Source organism: Mycobacterium sp. OAS707, from assembly GCF_014873705.1.
In the GTDB taxonomy this organism is placed as follows: domain Bacteria; phylum Actinomycetota; class Actinomycetes; order Mycobacteriales; family Mycobacteriaceae; genus Mycobacterium.
In genome coordinates, this window is the sequence record NZ_JADBDS010000001.1 from 484,958 (window position 1) to 502,000 (window position 17,043).

At 63.4% G+C, this 17,043-nt stretch carries 15 protein-coding genes and 4 tRNA genes; 11 read left to right on the forward strand and 8 right to left on the reverse strand.

Annotated features, from left to right (window positions below; all coding sequences use genetic code 11):
* Positions 1 to 10 precede the first annotated feature (10 nt).
* From GGC64_RS02320 to GGC64_RS02330, 3 genes are read right to left on the reverse strand one after another with little or no spacing between them, the layout of a single operon-like run.
* The gene (locus GGC64_RS02320; protein ID WP_192720837.1) at positions 11 to 1,372 is read right to left on the reverse strand and encodes a wax ester/triacylglycerol synthase family O-acyltransferase; all 1,362 of its coding nucleotides are present in this window, start codon (positions 1,370 to 1,372) and stop codon (positions 11 to 13) included.
* Positions 1,369 to 2,319 carry a universal stress protein gene (locus tag GGC64_RS02325; RefSeq protein WP_225951143.1) on the reverse strand — a complete coding sequence of 317 codons (951 nt, stop codon included), beginning with the start codon at positions 2,317 to 2,319 and terminating at the stop codon, positions 1,369 to 1,371. The genes GGC64_RS02320 and GGC64_RS02325 overlap by 4 nt, the downstream gene beginning before the upstream one ends.
* Positions 2,301 to 3,800: a bifunctional aminoglycoside phosphotransferase/ATP-binding protein gene (locus GGC64_RS02330; RefSeq protein ID WP_192720839.1), complete on the reverse strand. Its 1,500-nt coding sequence runs from the start codon at positions 3,798 to 3,800 to the stop codon at positions 2,301 to 2,303. Before GGC64_RS02330 ends, GGC64_RS02325 begins: the two co-directional genes overlap by 19 nt.
* A gap of 128 nt (positions 3,801 to 3,928) precedes the next feature.
* On the opposite strand from GGC64_RS02330, the gene GGC64_RS02335 reads away from it, so the two are divergent.
* Genes GGC64_RS02335 through GGC64_RS02345 form a run of 3 tightly spaced genes read left to right on the forward strand, consistent with a single transcriptional unit; the run spans position 3,929 to position 6,549 of the window.
* Complete coding sequence (locus GGC64_RS02335; protein ID WP_192720840.1) at positions 3,929 to 4,927, forward strand: NAD(P)H nitroreductase; 999 nt, start codon at positions 3,929 to 3,931, stop codon at positions 4,925 to 4,927.
* A 60-nt stretch (positions 4,928 to 4,987) separates the two neighbouring features.
* Positions 4,988 to 5,854, forward strand: a complete 867-nt coding sequence (locus GGC64_RS02340; RefSeq protein ID WP_192720841.1) for a universal stress protein — start codon at positions 4,988 to 4,990, stop codon at positions 5,852 to 5,854.
* Positions 5,855 to 5,898: 44 nt separating this feature from the next.
* On the forward strand, positions 5,899 to 6,549 hold the full coding sequence (locus GGC64_RS02345; protein WP_192720842.1) for a response regulator transcription factor: 651 nt from the start codon (positions 5,899 to 5,901) through the stop codon (positions 6,547 to 6,549).
* Positions 6,550 to 6,552: 3 nt separating this feature from the next.
* On the opposite strand, the gene GGC64_RS02350 is transcribed toward GGC64_RS02345, so the two are convergent.
* Entirely contained in the window at positions 6,553 to 7,443 is an 891-nt protein-coding gene (locus GGC64_RS02350; RefSeq protein WP_192722367.1) for a universal stress protein, read from the reverse strand.
* A 499-nt stretch (positions 7,444 to 7,942) separates the two neighbouring features.
* Between GGC64_RS02350 and GGC64_RS02355 the strand changes: the two genes are divergently transcribed.
* A complete protein-coding gene (locus tag GGC64_RS02355; protein WP_192722368.1) occupies positions 7,943 to 8,473 on the forward strand; it encodes a GNAT family N-acetyltransferase in 531 nt (176 codons plus the stop codon).
* Here GGC64_RS02355 and GGC64_RS02360 read toward each other — a convergent pair.
* Both GGC64_RS02360 and GGC64_RS02365 read right to left on the reverse strand, forming a co-directional pair.
* Positions 8,459 to 9,451, reverse strand: coding sequence for an NAD(P)H nitroreductase (locus GGC64_RS02360; protein ID WP_192720843.1), 993 nt, complete (start codon positions 9,449 to 9,451; stop codon positions 8,459 to 8,461). The genes GGC64_RS02355 and GGC64_RS02360 overlap by 15 nt on opposite strands.
* Before the next feature lie 83 nt (positions 9,452 to 9,534).
* A tRNA-Val gene (locus GGC64_RS02365) sits at positions 9,535 to 9,606 on the reverse strand.
* Positions 9,607 to 9,910: 304 nt separating this feature from the next.
* Between GGC64_RS02365 and GGC64_RS02370 the strand changes: the two genes are divergently transcribed.
* From GGC64_RS02370 to GGC64_RS02390, 5 genes are all read left to right on the forward strand, one after another.
* A tRNA-Gly gene (locus GGC64_RS02370) sits at positions 9,911 to 9,983 on the forward strand.
* Between the two features lie 27 nt (positions 9,984 to 10,010).
* Positions 10,011 to 10,084, forward strand: a tRNA-Cys gene (locus GGC64_RS02375).
* 10 nt (positions 10,085 to 10,094) lie between these two features.
* A tRNA-Val gene (locus tag GGC64_RS02380) sits at positions 10,095 to 10,169 on the forward strand.
* Between the two features lie 164 nt (positions 10,170 to 10,333).
* Positions 10,334 to 10,528 carry a hypothetical protein gene (locus GGC64_RS02385; protein WP_192720844.1) on the forward strand — a complete coding sequence of 65 codons (195 nt, stop codon included), beginning with the start codon at positions 10,334 to 10,336 and terminating at the stop codon, positions 10,526 to 10,528.
* A 2,100-nt stretch (positions 10,529 to 12,628) separates the two neighbouring features.
* A complete protein-coding gene (locus GGC64_RS02390; protein ID WP_192720845.1) occupies positions 12,629 to 14,239 on the forward strand; it encodes a N,N-dimethylformamidase beta subunit family domain-containing protein in 1,611 nt (536 codons plus the stop codon).
* Positions 14,240 to 14,666: 427 nt separating this feature from the next.
* On the opposite strand, the gene GGC64_RS02395 is transcribed toward GGC64_RS02390, so the two are convergent.
* Positions 14,667 to 15,293 (reverse strand): GNAT family N-acetyltransferase, encoded by a 627-nt coding sequence (locus GGC64_RS02395; protein ID WP_192720846.1) that lies wholly within the window; start codon positions 15,291 to 15,293, stop codon positions 14,667 to 14,669.
* Between the two features lie 416 nt (positions 15,294 to 15,709).
* Between GGC64_RS02395 and GGC64_RS02400 the strand changes: the two genes are divergently transcribed.
* Positions 15,710 to 16,090 (forward strand): hypothetical protein, encoded by a 381-nt coding sequence (locus GGC64_RS02400; protein ID WP_192720847.1) that lies wholly within the window; start codon positions 15,710 to 15,712, stop codon positions 16,088 to 16,090.
* A gap of 98 nt (positions 16,091 to 16,188) precedes the next feature.
* On the forward strand, positions 16,189 to 16,614 hold the full coding sequence (locus GGC64_RS02405) for a hypothetical protein (protein WP_192722369.1): 426 nt from the start codon (positions 16,189 to 16,191) through the stop codon (positions 16,612 to 16,614).
* Between the two features lie 14 nt (positions 16,615 to 16,628).
* Here GGC64_RS02405 and GGC64_RS02410 read toward each other — a convergent pair whose 3' ends face one another.
* Entirely contained in the window at positions 16,629 to 16,985 is a 357-nt protein-coding gene (locus tag GGC64_RS02410; RefSeq protein WP_192720848.1) for a helix-turn-helix domain-containing protein, read from the reverse strand.
* Positions 16,986 to 17,043: the final 58 nt, after the last annotated feature.

A 17,043-nucleotide genomic window follows, 5' to 3' on the forward strand; every position in this document is an offset into this window, starting at 1 on the left:
GAAGGCGCCTTCACACCAACTCTCGAAGGCGCGCTACCCCTCGCTCGATGCCGCGAGCCAGTTCGTCAACGTCGGGCGCTGCGTCGTAATCAGCGGTGATACCGAACACCAACTCGTCGGCGTAGCTGACGATGGCTATGCCCGTTCGCAGTTGCAGCGCGATCGGTGGGATTGGCAGTACGCGCACGACTTCCCTGCCCATTACCTGCAATTTGTGCCGCGGGCCCGGGACGTTGGTCGCCAGTGTCGCGACACCGCGCTGCGGGAGGCGGGTCAACGCGCGGACCGCCCAAGCGGTCAGCGGGAAAGGCACGGCACTCGCTGCTGCAACGAAGATCCCGCCTGCTTGCCGCTGGCCGCTCGCTTTACTGCGGGTGAGCCGACGGTGCACCGCACGCAGTTGTTCTGCCGGGTCCTCTTTTTCGACAGGAAGAAACGGCAGCATGATCGATACGCGATTGTCGGTGGCATCGATCTGCTCGTTGGAACGCATCGACACCGGGACCAACGTGCGAAGGGAATTGCGGCTCGGTCGCTCACCCCTGCGCAGCAGAGCGGCCCGATAGCTGTCCGTGATCGCCGCCAGCGCAACATCGTTGAGGGTGACTCCGAACTTGTGCCGGATTTCGACCACGTCGGCGAGGGCCACCCGCGCGGCGCTGTACCGCCGCATGGTTGTGATCGGCCCGGCCAGTGACGAGGGAGCATTGGGACGAATCAGTCCCCCGGCGATCTCCATGGCGCCCTCGAGCACGAGTGCTGCGGCGTTGGTGGCGTCGGTCGCCAGACGCCACATCCCGCTCGCCCAGTTGAGAGGATTCAAACTGAGCGACGGAAGTCGAATCAGCTTGCTGGATGGTTCGTGGGCGGCGCGGATCTTGGTGGCAAATGTCTCACCCTCGCCGCCGTCGCTGAGTCCGGAGATCATGTGCATCGTGGCGATGCCGTCGGCGATACAGTGATGGATTTTCATCAGCATCGCCCACCGACCGTCGGCGAGGCCCTCGATGATCCAGCATTCCCATAGCGGGCGTTCGCGATCAAGGCGCCGCTCCATGACGTCCGCGGCGAATCGGAACAACGCCTCGTCATCACCCGGATGCGGCAGCGCGGCGCGATGTATGTGATGCGATACGTCGAGGTTGCGATCCTCAACCCATTGCGGTGAGCCGAGATCGAGAAGGTGCGTGCGCAGCACCTGCCTGAATCTGGGCACTCTGAGGATCCGTTCGGCGATGCCGGCAACGAGCACGTCGTAGTCGGGCAACGGGCCCTCAATAACTGAAATGCCGCCTACGGCAAGGCTGACATGCCGGTCAGAGTCCTCCGCCTCGAGGAATCCTGCGTCAAGCGTGGAAAGGTGTTCGGTCATGTCGGCATTCCTTTTCGTGCTTCGTGGTCTGGGTGCGCTGAGCGGCAAATCATGACCGGAATCGCGGAGTGATGTAGCAGGTTGAGTCCGGTCGACCCCAAGAAAGCGCCGGCCAACAGCCCTCTACCCCGGCTACCCACCACAACCAGCTGCGCGTCCTCGCCACGTCGTATCAAAGCCCGGCTGGGCTTATCGAGGTCGACGACTTCTGTGACCCCCACGTCTGGGTAGAGCCCGATCAGCGGCGCGAGCCGCTCCGAAAGGTGTGTTCGCTCATCGTGTTCGAGTTCATCCCAGTCGATCATGAACGGCAGCGCGACTTCCCCTGCCGGTCGCCGTCTCATCCAAGTGTGAACAGCGATCACTTCGACGCCGAGTCGGTGCGCCAACTCGAAAGCCGCCGTGACCGCCACTTGGGCGTCATGGTCATGGTCTATGCCGACCATGATGGGCTGTCCTGTCGGAGTGGGCATGTCACCACGAAAAGCGACCACAGGACACGTCGAATGGGTCGCGACAGCGATGGTCGTCGACCCGATCAACATCGCCGGGCCGAGCAGAATCTCGTCACTGCCGAGAACGACGAGAAGCGCGGTTTTACTCAAATCCGTCAAGGTCACATCAGCGGGCCGATCGATGTCGGTGGTGGTGATGACGAGATCGCTGGACTCAGCTTCAGCTGTGCGCGTGGCAGCAGCGAGTGTCGCGGTGGCCGACTCCCGCTCCACTTCCATCTCGATCGCGCGAATGTCGGCGGCGGCATCGGAAAGGGTGTGCCCGAGCGAGGGCCTGGCATGTACGAGGTGTAGCGGCGCCCCCAGCCGCACGGCGACCGCCGCCGCCCACCGTACCGCTCGCAGCGCAGCGTGGCTCCCGTCCACGCCTACGACGACTGGGTTTGCGGACTCGGCTGTCCGACTGCCGTTCCCTAGGTCGCGAGGCAACATAGCTTCTGTGCCTCTGAAACCGACTGCGGAAGTGGACGACTGGTGTCGATCCGGTAGCCGTCGAACGGCTCGGCAGGAGGTTCGGCCAGTGCCTCCGCGACTTGCCACGTCGCATCTGAGGTGCAAACCGGTCGCCGCTCAACCCTGGCGGCGGCCAACGAGGTCGGTACCGAACATGTGAATTCGCTTATCGGCACCGCGGTTTCACCCGCCAACAGGCGCGCGTTCTTACGCTGGTCGGCATCACGCCAGGTGCCGTCCAGGATCACCGACTCACCGGCCGTGAGTAAGCGACGCGCTCGCAGAAGCACCTCGTCGTAGACGCGTGAAACGTTCTCAGGTGTGTAGAGTCCGGCGTTCAGCTCACCGACCCGCCCGTCGATCGCGCCCTGTCGCGCCATCTCCCGACGGACTTCGTCGGTTGAAATCACCTCTGCACCAAGCGCTTGCGCGAGCGCACGGGACAGCGTCGTCTTGCCGCTGCCGGGACCGCCCCCGATGAGGATAAGCCGTACGGTGCATGCCCTCAGGTGGTCCAACGCGATGTCGATATGCCGGCACGCATCGGCGCGTGCCTCCAAATGACCTTGGTCGACGCGGATGCAGTCCACCTTGGCTCGAACTATCGCGCGATACGCGATGTAGAAATCCCATAGTGCTCGCGGGGCCGGATCGTCAGCACATCTGCTGTATTCGGTGCAGAAGTAGGCGCCAAGTTCTTTGCGGCCCAGGAATTCCAGGTCCATTGCGAGGAACGCAGCGTCGTCGATGCCGTCGAGATAGCGGAGATTGTCGTCGAACTCCAGGCAGTCGAGCAAGACCTCATCGTGCGGCAAGCAGAAGATGTCATCGGCTAGCAGATCGCCGTGGCCGTCGACGATCCGCTGATCGCTGATCCGCTTCACGAACAGTGCCTCACGACCACGGCCGAACTGAGCCGCCAATCGCGCGATCTCACGCAGTGATTCCCGTGAGACCACGGACCCGTAGCGCGCGAGTTCAGCAAGGTTCTGCTCCCAGCGGGCCGAGACTGCGGCGACGCTGCCGTGCGTGTCGATGACCCTGCTTCGCCGAGCGATTTCATGGAAACGCGCCAGTTTCTCGGCTATCGCGCACAGGTGACGGTCCACCGGCTCGTCGTTGGTGACAAGCGATGCCAACCGCGCGTCGTCCGAATAACGTCGCATCACGATCAAAGGCTCAGCGTGGCCATATTCCGGGCCATTGAAGTGCGCCACGCCCAGATAGCTGTCCGGCGCCAGCCTCCTGTTCAGAGATACTTCGTGCTCGCACGCGCGTTGACGGCGCTCGGGTGTGCTGAAGTCGAGAAAATCGGTCGTCATTGTTTTCTTGGCCTTATAGGCCTTGTCGCCGACGAGAAAGACGATGCCGGTATGGGTCTCTCGCACTTGTGCATTGAGGTCTCCGGCCGTCGCGTAGGCGTCCTGCGAAGCGCTCGAGGTAGCCGGCCTGCCAGTCATAACGCCAAGCCTCTCGACATAGGAGCCTGGCACCAAGAGTCCTAAGGCCCCGCGTTCGGGACCATTGACCCTGTTTCGCGCGAGGTCACGGCGCCGAGAGTGGGTGATGACAAGAGAGCGAGGTCACGATGCCTACGACAACGGTTGACGCCGGGGTCATCCGAGATGCCGTGCGACTTGCGTGCCGCGCGCCGTCGTTGCACAACAGCCAGCCTTGGCATTGGGTGTTTGATCGCGGTGCGCTGCATCTGTACGCGGACCCACGCCGTGTGGTTCGGGCCGCCGACACGTCGGGGCGAGAGGCCTTGATGGGCTGCGGGGCCGTGCTTGACCATTTTCGAGTGGCGATGGCCGCTGCGGGCTTCGTCGCCAATGTCGATCGATTTCCCAACCCGAACAACCATTTACACGTAGCGTCCATAGACTTCGCGCCGCTCGAATACGTGACCGAGGGACACCGTCAGCGCGCGAATGCGATCCTGCTGCGACGCACGGATCGCCTTCCGCTCGCCGCGCCGCCCGACTGGGAGTCGTTCGAAGCGGAGCTGCACGATACCGTTCGCTCCGATCGCGTTCGGATCGACACTGTGCCCGATGAGCACCGTGCGCAACTCGCGGAAGCATCGCAGCTGACCGAAGCATTACGCCTCTACGACTCCTCGTATCACGCCGAACTCGAATGGTGGACAGCGGCATTCGAGGTTAACCAAGGAATACCTCGCAACGCGCTGGTGTCGGCAGCCGAAAGCGACCGTGTCGACGTGGGCCGGACGTTTCCGGTAACCAATCATCTCGACCGCAGGCCGCAAGTTGACGAGGATCACGCCAAGGTCGTGGTGCTGTCGACATACGACGAAACGCCCCATAGTGTGCTTCGGTGCGGTGAGATGCTCTCGGCCGCGCTGCTGGACGCGACGATGGTCGGCCTGGCCACGTGCACGCTTACCCACATCACGGAAATACCGGCAAGCCGAGACATCGTCGCCGATCTGATCGGACAGAGCCACGACATCACCCCGCAGGTCCTGATTCGCATCGGTCTGGCGCCATCGATCGAAGACGTTCCTCCCCCTACACCGCGGCGGCCGGTTGAAGAAGTGTTCGAAGTTCTCGCCAAGGACCAATGACCGCACGTGAGGGACTTTCGCCCCTCTGCGGCGAACCGCGAGATCGATAGCGTCGAGATCATGCAAGACCACAGCTCGCCGTCGCCCTCAGTGGTTGTCGGCATAGACGGGTCACGATCCGCGATCGATGCCGCACTTTGGGCCGTCGACGAAGCAGTCAGCAGGGACATCCCGCTTCGGTTGGTGTACGCGATAGATCCGAGCTGCGCAGGGGCGGATCCTGATGACGCCGCACGGGACCTCGCCAGGGCGGAGATAGCCGTCCGGCATGCGTTCACTGCCGTGGAATCAACCGACAAGCCCGTCAAGATCGAGGTGGAAATACTGCAGGACAGGCCGATTCGGGCACTGCTCACAAGCTCGCGGTCGGCGTCCCTGCTCTGTGTTGGCTCGATGGGACTCAAACATTGTTCACACGGCAAGATCGGGTCGACCGCGGCGGCCCTTGCTTCGTCGGCCCACTGCCCCGTGGCTATCGTGCGTGGACACGACCCAGTGCAGGCACAAAACCAGTGGGTGGTCGCCGAGGTCGACGCATCGGCGGCCAGCGACGGCGTGCTGCGACGCGCGCTTGACGAGGCCCAACTACGAGACGCCCCGCTGCGGGTACTGACCGCGTGGCAATCACGGTTCACCGATATTCACGACGGCAGCGCCGTCACCGAAGGCAATAGGCTCGCACGAGCGCACCTCGACCGTCGTCTCGCGCAATGGAAGAAACGCTACCCCGATCTCGATGTGCGTGCGGCCGCCGTAAACGGCAACACCCTGAGTTTCCTTGCCAAGAATGTTCATTCAATTCAGTTGCTCGTAGTAGGACACGAGCGACCGCACGGCGTCGGCGCGCTCCTCGGCCCACCGGGCCTGGCGGCACTGCAGAATGCCAGATGTTCCGTGTTGATCTGCGAACCGCAGAACGTATTGTGAGCAGTACGTCTGCGGTCTCGGCAGCGCCTACGGAAGGTCTTCGAGTGGTCAAAGTCTTTCTCGTCGATGACCACGAGGTCGTCCGGCGAGGACTCATCGATCTCCTCAGCGCTGACGCCGAGCTCGAGGTCGTCGGCGAGGCGGGCTCCGTCGCCCAAGCGCTCGCCCGGATTCCTGCGTTACAGCCAGATGTTGCCGTTTTGGACGTCAGGCTGCCGGACGGCAACGGCATCGAACTCTGCAGAGATCTCTTGTCGCGGTTGCCCGATCTGCGCTGCCTGATGCTCACGTCCTTCACCTCCGACGAAGCCATGCTCGACGCCATCCTCGCCGGCGCAAGCGGTTACGTCGTCAAGGACATCAAAGGCATGGAACTCGCCGAGGCCATCAAGGAGGTCGGGGCCGGCCGGTCGCTGCTCGACAACAGGGCGGCAGCAGCATTGATGGCCAAGCTGCGCGGGGCAGCCGAACACTCCGATCCGCTCTCTGGGCTCAGCGACCAGGAGCGGGTCCTGCTGGATCTGCTCGGCGAAGGCCTGACCAACAAGCAGATCGCGGCGAGGATGTTCCTCGCCGAGAAGACTGTGAAGAATTACGTCTCCCGCTTGCTGGCGAAACTGGGCATGGAGCGGCGAACCCAGGCGGCGGTGTTCATTTCCAAACTCGACCAGGCGCACCGCCAGCCTGAGCAGTAGGCGTCAGTACGCGCGCGCGACGATCACGGGCATCCGCGCCGACTGTGCAACCGCCGAGCTGACCGAACCGAGCAGCATCCCGGCGAATCCACCGCGACCGTGGCTGCCGACGACCGTCAACTGCGCCGCCTCGGAATGCTCGAGGAGCTGATTTGCAGGCCGGTCCAGGACAACAACACGGCGCACAGTCACATCGGGAAAGCGTTCCTGCCATCCCGCCAGCCGCTCGGCCAACGTCTCCTCGGCCTGTGCCCGCAGATCTGTCCACTCCACGCCGGGCAGCTCGTCGACCCCGAAATCGCTCCACGCGTGCACGGCAACGAGTTCGACTCCCCTGCGCGACGCCTCGTCGAACGCAATCGCCGTTGCCGATTCCGATGCGGGTGAGCCGTCGATGCCCACGACGACAGGAGCCACCGCAGGCGTCGGCATCAACGGATCCTCGTCGTGGATCACGGCGACCGGGCAATGCGCATGGTGCACAAGCGCCGAGCCCACTGATCCCAGCAGCCGCCTGCCGATTGCGCCCAGTCCGCGACTGCCTACGACAACCATCGCGGCCTCCTTGGAAAGGTCGATGAGTGTTGCGGCCGTGTTGCCCTTGATGACGTGGCAGCGCACCTCGATTCCATCGCCGCCCGTGATCGCGTCTTCGGCGACCTGACGCGCCACCCGCAAGGTCTCCTGACCGTTGAGTTCGTACCACTCCTCGAGCTCGACCGGTATCGCAACCTCGGGCCACATGCGGGTGAGTGAGGACGGAACGACATGGACCAGGGTCAGCCGAAGCCCCCTCAACGCGGCTTCGCGAGCCGCCCAGTCCACCGCGACTTTCGACGGTGCTGAACCATCGACTCCTACGGCAACTCCATGATCGGTTGCGGGCAAGGACATCTGCTCGCTGGCCGCCACTGTGACCGGTACGGTGTGTCCACTTGGTGTCATGATTTGTGATTCCTTCGGTCATCGTTGTCATGGGAGCCGTTGATTTCGCGGTCCCGCTGGGCAAATCGCCCGCGATCCGGCCGGCGGCGTACGGCAGACACGAAGCCTGCCCCGCCTTCAGCCGCGGCGATCCATACGAACAAGGCAACGCCGATCGCTTCGCCGTCGGCGCGGCTCGGTGGTGTTGGCTTCCCCACGTTCTGGCCGGCGTCATTCACCCAAACCATCACGTCTCCCTGGTCATGAGTTCCGCTTGCGCGGAACCACCCATTGATGGTGCGCGCTGCCGCCGAGGCTCCCCAGGGCCCAACGACTCTCAGTCTGTGGACCGATGTCACTGGGACCGCGGATAGGGCACGAGATACCGTCGGTCATGGAAGGCGCAGGCACAGCCGCACAGCGTGATGATGGAGTGGATCATGCGGACGGAATCGTGCCGCGCAGTGAGATGCTGAGCTGTCAGGAACCCGGTACCGCTGAACTCGTTGACGGGTCAGTGATTTCGCTTCGTCAGCTGAAGCCGGGCGATACCGACGCAATAGTTCAGCTTTACCAGTCAATGACTGACGAGGAACGTTACTTTCGCTTTTTCGCGATGCATCCGGCCGGCCTGGATAGTTGGGCGCGATCAATCGCCGAACCCAGGGATGGCCAATGCTCGCTCGGCGCATTCAGCGCGGAAAAGTTGTTGGGCGTAGCCAATTTCGCCGCATGTCCAGAGCCCGGGGAGGCCGAAGTGGCGGTGGTGGTGGCACATGCAGAACACCTCCGCGGAGTGGGCACTGCGCTGCTTGGCCGCCTCGGCCAGATAGCCAAGGCCAACGGCCTGCATCGTCTGGTTGCCGAGGTGCTTTGGGAAAACCACCCGATGCTGCGGGTGCTCGCCGATGCCGGGTGGCCGTGCGCGCGAAAACTCGACGGTTCGGTGTTGACCATCGAGGTCGACTTGGATTCCGAGACCGATCTACCCGAACGGTGAACCATCCAGCTGCGCAACCACTTCCGACAGGGCGCGCCGCGGAGTTGACGGCAGCGGGTCTGTGTTCACCGGCGCCCAACCGATGCGCAGCAACACTTGTGGGTAGCCGTCGCTTCCGAAGACGTCGGACTGCACGGCAGCCCGCGTTTCAGCGATCTCCAACGGCTCGGTGATCAGGCAACTCGACAGGCCCAATGCCGTCGCCGTCAGAAGCACCAGGCTGGTCACCTCGCCTGCACGCAGCCGCGCCATGTCGTCATCCTCGACTGTGCCCAGCGCTATGACGGCGGCATTGTCCTCAGTCGCGCTAAAGCCAGGCGCTTGCGCGAGCACCGGCCCCGCGAATGCCCTGGCAGGCATGACAGCCGACGGATCAGGCTCCGGAGTGTTGCGCGCAGGCACGCCGGCCAGGGACCCGTATCGTCCACTCCACGTGGATAATTCGGCCAGGTATTCAGAATCGGCCGAATGCCGCAGTGCTGCTTCGGCCGCCAGGTGCTTGAGACTGGCGAGCCCGTCGACACGGCGAAGCATGACGCCAGCACGTGCTGCGCGCGCCCCCATCAGGGCGATGTCGCCCTGCGGTACGGGCCACGAACTGTAGAACCGTCGGTCGGTTCGACGGCGCGGGATGGAAGCGGCCAGAGCCACATCCATGTCGTTGGCCGGATACCGGTGAAGCTCTATGGCGGCCAGATGGTGGGGCTCGGCTGGATTCGGGAACCGGTGGACCTTCGATTGCCACCCCAGCGCGGCGAAGGCGACTACGCAGTGATTCAGCGCGGCGCCACAGCTGATCATCATGTCGCGGGTGTCTGGATCCGTATGGGGCAGGTGCAGGTCGGGGTCCGAGTACAGATGCAGGCTGTGCTCCCCGACGCGCCATCGCCACGGCTGTGTGTTGTGCACCGACGGAGCGCGGAGGGCCAGCGACAGCGCTGACCGAATGGTCTCGACGTCTGGGAAATACGCGTTCATGCATCCACGATGACGCCCGGCGTGCTGCCTGAGGAGGGCACAAAGACCCTGCTCTGGGGGACTTGGGGAACCGCCGATTGCGGTGGTCCCGACTGGGATCGAACCAGTGACCTTCCGCGTGTGAGGCGGACGCTCTCCCCCTGAGCTACGAGACCGGGGAGCCCGACCGAATAGGTCGAACGACGTCGAAGACTAGCACGTGAGCGCCTTGCCACCCGAATCCGCAAGGACACTGCGGCGCGCACATACAGCGGGTGATCGTCGCGCGATGAGCCGCCGGGTCCGTGCGAGAGTGCCCAGTCAGGGATCACATGCCGCGATGTGCGCACCGGCCACGGGTTCTCAATCTCTCGCGAGGCGTATCGCCTGTTCTGACCTCGCCGTCAATCGGATTTGTGCGGCTACACTTTGGTGGACTATCGTCGTCCTTCGCGACGGACGACCAGTCGTTCGTGGCGCGCGGATGTAGCGCAGTTGGTAGCGCATCACCTTGCCAAGGTGAGGGTCGCGGGTTCGAATCCCGTCATCCGCTCGAGGGTGCAGTCGCATCAACCCCAGCGGTGGAGTGGCCGAGTGGTGAGGCAACGGCCTGCAAAGCCGTGCACACGGGTTCGATTCCCGTCTCCACCTCCACGTTGGACCCGCGCGATTAGCTCAGCGGGAGAGCGCTTCCCTGACACGGAAGAGGTCACTGGTTCAATCCCAGTATCGCGCACCAGCTCCGACTGAGGTCAGAGTAACTTTTCTCACACCACAAGCGGACCGCATGAACTAGATGTGAACTCGTCAATCGGCGCGCTAGCAACCCACACCAGAGGGCTAGCCCATGACCACCACAACCACCACTCTCCCCTTGCCTCCCGGCGCCGACGAAACTAGCGGTTGGATCGCCCCCGACGTCTGGGCGAAGTCCGCGAGTCGGCGTGGCGGATCGTGTATTGCCACCGCCACGACATCGCTGGCCTCAATCTGTCCGTTGAGGGGTCGGCCATCCACAGTTGGCGGATGGCCGCGGCGCGAGAACTCGCCGCCGCACTGGTCGCCATCGCCGACCAACTAGGCGGCTGGGTGCGATGACCGCCACCCCGACGCACGTACGTGCGCTGTGCTGTGCTGTGAATGCGGGAATCTACGAACCGTGAGCGCTAATTATCAACACCGTGGATACGTCGCCGACGACGGGCGCAACGCCAACGGCTGGCGAATGGTCTGCTTACTCAAGTGCCTGCCTGTAGGCAAGTCACCCGTCACGCGCTCCTGAGAGACGACAGCGACGATCCCGATATCGCTGAATGCGAGCAAATGGGGCCGGGCTACCCGTTCCGCCCGAATCCCTTCGTGGAACCGAACTTGTCAGACTGACGTCCACCACTGTTCGGTCCCGTCACCTAGAGACCCACGGTGGCGGCCCGAAACTATGTCTGCGTATAAGCAATCGGCTTCAGATTTAGAACACCGGTGTAGTCGGGATGTTGGTGGTCGGCAACCGATTGGGGATCTGTCCCGGCTCGGAATCGTTTGACCGCCCTGCCGGAGCAACGCACTTTCCTGGCTGCCCAATGTCGCGGTGAATCCATACGCCGCCGCTGTCCAGACAACAAGAGCGAACCTCAGTCGGGTCACTGGCGTCGCTTCGAGAAAGGCAATCCTCGTACCTGCCGATGTCCCACTCGCCGGCCGTGGGCAGTGGAGGCGGCGGGGGTAAGGCGTGTGTCAACGGAGCGGATGCGAGCGCAAACGCGCCAGCGAGCAAGCGGCCGAAGCCAAGCGGCGAGCTGAAATGATCATTGATGATTCGCTCTCGAAGTTTCTCTGGCTCTTGGATCTGGGTTGTTGAGAGGAATACTGCTGGTCTGGCGGTGCGTTCGTAATCGCCCCGACGCCAGGGTTGTGTTAACCAGCTCTGAAGCTGAAGACCGGCGGCCCGTATCCCCTTCATTGGGGGCGGGCCGTCTGGTCTGTTGGGGGGCAGTAATCGGTCCGCCACCGTGGGGATCTAGCTGCGACTCGCCTCAGCACGCGTCCTGAGAAGATCTGTCGGCTGAAGCCGAGGCAGCCAGCAAACGCGTAGGGAAACACCCGATTCCTCCCACAAGATCAGCCTGCAAAGTCAGTGTCGTTAACCAAACCGGTCGGGGGGCCACGGAAAAGTGTCAGCAGTCAAGCATGCGCAGCTGGCATGTTCATCGCACTCGAACCGAAAATTCAGGGGGACGAATATGCTTAAGAAACTACTGGTCGGCATAGTCGCCGCGGGGGCCGTCTCTGTTCCACTCGCTGGTGCAGCGTGGGCGGCGGGAGACCCTCAAAGCGGTGGCGGTCAGGGCACCGGCCCCGGAGTCACGGGACCTCCCGGAAACACCACTAGTTTTGTTTCGCACGAGTTCGGCGGCCACACAGGGAAAGTCTTCGAAACCTATACAGGCCTCACGCCGGGCCAGTATCAGCAGCAATCCAAATAACGGCGCTGTTCAAACACGGCCAATCTCAACGCTTTCCGCCCGCATCCTCGCTGAGGGTGCGGGCGGAAAGGGCGTTTACAGGCGCTGCCGGTGAAGTGAGCGCCTCGGCCGAAGGAAACGACCCGCCACGACCGCGGAATCGGCGGTTACGGCCCGACCGACGTCAGCGCCACGGTGGTGGTCACCAAGGTCGCCTCGGTCAAACGGGATGGGCACGGAGCCGTATGCTCCCGGCGACGTGCCCTACCAGCCGCCTCCCGGCGATTCCTGCTTAAGGGGATTCGGCCGGCCATAGGACACCGGTGTCAGGGCCGAACACAGATCAGACACTCATCCGCGCGATCGGGTCCACGTGACGTCGCTATTGCTTCACGTGTTTGCCATGTGGCCGGGGGCTCATGCGTGGACGAGGGTCGCAGCATGGACACAGCAAAGGGCCCGTATGGATCTTGACCAACGCATTGAGCTGCGTGGTTACCGAGCTGAGGCCATCTTGTCCGAAGCTATTGCATGCTAGAGGGTGTGTCCGTGGCAGTGCGCCAGGCGGACAACGACTGACATGAATCGTCTGAGAAACACGACGTCCACTCAGGGCCAGATCGCCAGCGGTCACGTCAGCGCTATGCCGACATGGTTAGGCCCCGAACCGGCGTATGCGGCATTAGCACTCCGGACAACCAATAGGCTTGCAACGATGCGACCGGCGAGGGTAGGCGTGGCCACACTCGTGGCGCGCCAACCCCAGGATTTGCGCGTCGGTCGCAGGTGGGTGTCCTTGATTCTCGTCGTAGGACTGCTCGCTGTTATGGCGGGCTGCACCGCAGCCGAGAATCACGAGAACAAGCAAAATCAGGTGGTCGCGGAGAACGCGCTTCCGGGGACTGCCGAGTGGACCCTGACTAATCCCGCAATGAACCGGGAGATCGAGGGTTATGCCTCCGCGACGAGTGTTGCACGTGGTGGTTCGATTTGGTTCCACGTGAGCACGTCGGCGCCCACGTTCCAGCTCGAGGTGTTCCGGATGGGTTGGTACCAAGGATTGGGTGCCCGCCGCATCGCGGGCCCCGTGACGGTACCGGGGGGACTGCAGACTGTGCCGACGCCGGACCCGACAACCGGGCTGGTCGACTGCCGCTGGGCCGTGTCCTACACGCTGGCAACGGACTCGTCGTGGGCGACCGGCGTCTACCTCGCGCGGCTCACGGCATCGGACAGTGGCAAACAGTCCTACATCATCTTCGTCGTCCGCGACGATCGGCTTGCCCACGACATCTTGTTCCAGCTGCCGGTCACGACCTACGAGGCGTACAACGACTGGGGCGGCAAGTCCCTCTACTCATTCAACAGCGGGTCGGCGGCGCCATGGGGCTCCACGGAAGGACCGCCCGCTGTGAAGGTGTCGCTCAATCGACCTTACGCCGCAAGCACCGTCCCGTCGGCCGCCAGCGGCGTCGGCGCGGGTGAGTTTCTGACCAACGTGCAGCCCGTTGGTTTAGCCGGCGCACCGAGCTCACCAGCCGGCTGGGACTACAACATGGTCCGGTGGCTCGAGCGGGAGGGATACGACGTCTCCTACGCGACGAACATCGACACTCATACGTCACCCGCTTTGATCCGCAGCGCGAAGATCTTCATGTCCGACGGGCACGACGAGTACTGGACATGGCAGATGCGCGATAACGTCGAAGGCGCGCGCGACTCCGGGGTGAAGTTGGCGTTCTTCTCGGCCAACACGTCGTACTGGCAGATCAGGTTGGAGCCCAGCCCTGCCACTGGTGCCTCCGACCGTGTGATCGTGGCGTACAAGGATGCGGCGGACCCTTACTCGAAAGATGGCGACCCGTCACACGAGCGTCTCGTTACCACGCAGTTCCGGCTGCCACCCGTATTACGGCCCGAGGAGCAAATGAAGGGCAGTCAGTACATTCTCAATCCGGTCGACGACGACCTGATCGTCACGGATGCCTCGCACTGGGTCTTCCAGGGCACGGGACTGTCGAACGGAAGCCGGCTGACCGGGCTGCTCGGCTACGAGGTCGATGGGCGCTTTGGCGGTGAGCCGCCGAACACGGTCACGCTCACAAGCACGCCTGTGGTGAGCCTGTGGACCGGGCAGCCCGCCCAGAACTCGCAGATGACCTACTACACCGCGAGCAGCGGCGCCGGCGTTTTCAGCACTGGGACGATCCAGTGGAGCTGGGGGCTCGACGACTACAACGCCCCAACGATCCGGACGTCGCGGTTGAGCCCAGCTGCCGCCACAATCACCCGAAACGTCCTCAACGCCTTCGGCGCGGCGCCTGCGTCGACGCCTCGACCGGGGTAACGACGCAAGAAGTCGTCGTCTCAGACAACCGCGGCCCTCGGTGAGGACTTCCGGTGTGGCACTGCCGCGGGGCAACGCTAGCGTCTTGACGAGAGGGGATGAACCCCGCAGACCGCCTTGCAGGAAACGCCTAGGTCATCCCTCACAGACGCCGCCCACTACGTTGCTGCATACCGCCACCACCGTTTACCAAGCGTCACAATCGCACCACGTAATGGGTTCGGTCCGCCACCAGCGGTGCCGGGACCTAATTATGGGCCGTCCGCGTTGCTTACCCGCACGGCTAGCAATTCCTACCCCTCCCGGATGCGGAAACCCGGATTCAGGTCCGGACAGAAGGGCAGCAGCGGTATCAGCTGAGCCGGTACCGGACCCTTGTTCCACTGTCCCGGAACGCCGATACACTGCCTAATTTGCCCCGGGGGCGCTAGGACGCCTGGTCCTTCGTCGCTGAAGGGCAAATCGAGGTCAGCAGGCTCGGGCCTCCTTCGGGAAGCTTCATTTCGCCAGTTATCTCGAATCCGAACCTCGTGTAATAGCCCTCGTTCTTTGGCTTCGTGTTCTCCAAGTACGCGGGGCAGCCCTCCGCGTCGCAGCGATCCAGACGCGAACGCATCAACGCGTGTCCGAAGCGTGCGCCCCGCGCGGCGGGGTCGCTACCGATCAACATCAGGTACAAATGGGGTTCGTCTGGATGGTGTTCCTCCATCAACTCCATCACTTGCATCAGTGCAGTGATTCGTAATCGGTTGGCCCACAGCAAGCCTGGCAGCATCGCAAGCTCCTCGAACCGGGATGATTTCCGCTTTCCCGGCGGGTCCCAGTACGCGGCGCCGCCGACAGACCCTTCTCGGCGGGCCACTTCTGCGCCGCCGCGGGATAGGAAATGGTGCCGCGCAAAAGTGGCGAAGCCCCGAACCAGGCCGCGGGCCCGAGCCTTGTCATCGGGCACGACCCATGTCATAACGGGATCGTCGAAGAAGGCGCGCGCCAACACCGTCGCCGATTGGCTAACTTCGTTCCTTCTCAATGGACAAATGTCGATTCCCCCCATGGAGCGAAGTGTGTCACGGCCCTGACGGCGCTGGATTGATTGGTCAACGGGCTTAACCGCACCCAGGCCAGCACTAAGTCACCAGCCCGTGACAAGCGCATACATCGAATTCACCGGCTCACGGTACGTTTGAATAACTGGAGCCCCCATGAACCCCAATAACTGTCCTCGCCAATGCGACTGCCATCACCCGAGTGAGTGCATTTTCAACCAACTTGCACCGGAGCGGCCAAGTTACGCGGTGGTGTGGATCGTTGGAGCGGTCATCGTCGCAGTAATGGCCGTCATCCTCGTCGTCGCCTTGGTCTGAACGTTCGCCAATTCCCCGCATATTGCTGCGAGCACGATTCCCCATGGCGCATCAACCCATCCAGTTCGTCTCGATGTTTGCTGCGACTTGCGGTAATTTCCGTGGCATGCGGCTAGCCGGAGCCTTCTTCGCCAACAAGGCGGAGGTTGTGGACGACATGCTCAATGTCGAGGGTGGCTTCTGGGCGAGTACCACGGTGCCCTCGGGCGCCACTACGTTCCAGTGCTGCTGCGTCGTGCTCTGCGATACGCGGCGACGCGACGTGGGATTTCACTACACCGTGCACATCGACGCGGCCGGCCCCACCGGGCAACGCTGGACGCCGGCATGGTCGACGAAATTCCAACTCCCCAGCGCGATGAAGTTCATGGTGCTGACCCAGATCACGCTGCCGATCGAGCCCGGCGGAGGGCGGCACGTCTACAGCTTCCGGGTCGAAGGGACCCATGAGCGATTCGACATCCCGCTCGATATCGTCGTGCAGTGACACGATGCGCAGCACAGTCCGGGAAAACGTTCACTGCCCAGACCGCACCCGTTAGGCTTCGCGGAGACCAACCGGTCATGACGACCAAGGGGTGGGACATGATTCGCGCACTTCTCGCCGCCGCTGCGATCGCGGGTGCTGCCGTCAGCACGGCACCGGCCGCCGCCGCCGACAACGGCGACAACATGTATTTCGACCAGCCAGCGCATTACGCCACCGACGTGCCGGGCATGAACTACGACGCCCACCTCGCCGCGCCGTGCGACAACATGGACTTCTTCACCTTCGGGCGCGGGCCAGGCGGCGAGGCCCTGCAGTGCCGGTGGATTGCCAATCAGTGGCCCCCCGTCACCACCGGTTTCTGGGTGATCACCTACGAGTTGTTCGGCGTTCAAGAAATCGGCACGCCGTGCCCGAAGCCACAAGCCGCGGCCCAGTCCCCCGACGGCCGCCCGCTGTTATGCCTCGGCGAGCAAGGTTGGCAGCCCGGCTTCTTCACCCGCGACGGATTCTTCCAGGGCTGACAGTTCGCCGGCGGCTAAGCGCCGCGCAACGTCTGGCTCGGCGGGGTTCCGAACGCTTCGCGGTAGGCGATGCTGAACCGGCCCGCGTGGCTGAACCGCCACCGTCCCGCAATCGCCATCACAGTGTCGACGGTCGGGTCGGCGGCCAAAAGATCACGATGCGCGCGATCCAGACGCACCCGGCGCAGGTACTCCAGCGGCGTCGTGCCGAGATGGCGGCGGAACGTGTACTGCACGGACCGCGGGGTGACGTTGATTGCGGCGGCGATGTCGCTCAGACCGATATCCCGATGCGCGTTTTCGTGGATGAACGCGATTGCCCTGCGCAACGTCCGCGGTTGCGCAACAGAGGTTCCGACATAGTTCCGCATTAGCCAGACGCATACCCGGCGCTGAAGAACTCAAACCGCCCCGGCCGCGCGCTGCGCC